This window comes from Paraburkholderia phenoliruptrix (assembly GCF_019511605.1).
Taxonomy (GTDB): domain Bacteria; phylum Pseudomonadota; class Gammaproteobacteria; order Burkholderiales; family Burkholderiaceae; genus Paraburkholderia; species Paraburkholderia phenoliruptrix_A.
The window spans coordinates 1-539 of sequence record NZ_JAEUAV010000070.1 but is presented as its reverse complement, the minus strand read 5'-3'; the positions used below and the strand labels follow the sequence as shown (position 1 = coordinate 539).

Here is a 539-nt window from a genome sequence, read left to right as displayed (position 1 = left end):
GCGGGTTCACAGAGGGTTGTGCATTGGCGATTGAGCCAGTCAGTGAAGATGCATGGTTACAGCAACCGTGATGTCGGCTGAACGTTCTTTAACAATCAGGAAGAAGTAGTAAAGAGATTCACGAAAGCATACTTAGAGATGGGTGTGCGAGTAGGTGAATCAGGGTTGTGATTGTATCGATGTATTTTCAAGTGATCGGAAGATCGCTTTGGAATACGGCGCAACACGAATACTCAGCCTGTAGCGTGTGTGTCGAGAGACATACCCGTTATAGGGTCAAGCGAACAAGTGCATGTGGTGGATGCCTTGGCGATCACAGGCGATGAAGGACGCGGTAGCCTGCGAAAAGCTTCGGGGAGCTGGCAAACGAGCTTTGATCCGAAGATGTCCGAATGGGGAAACCCACCTCTTTTGAGGTATCCGTGACTGAATCCATAGGTCACGTGAAGCGAACGCGGTGAACTGAAACATCTAAGTAACCGCAGGAAAAGAAATCAACCGAGATTCCCAAAGTAGTGGCGAGCGAAATGGGACCAGCC

General features: G+C 49.7%; 1 rRNA gene. It reads left to right on the top strand.

The annotated features are described in order from the left end of the window. Positions 1-274: 274 nt before the first annotated feature. Positions 275-539: ribosomal RNA gene (locus JNB89_RS30795) — 23S ribosomal RNA — on the top strand; the annotation flags it as partial.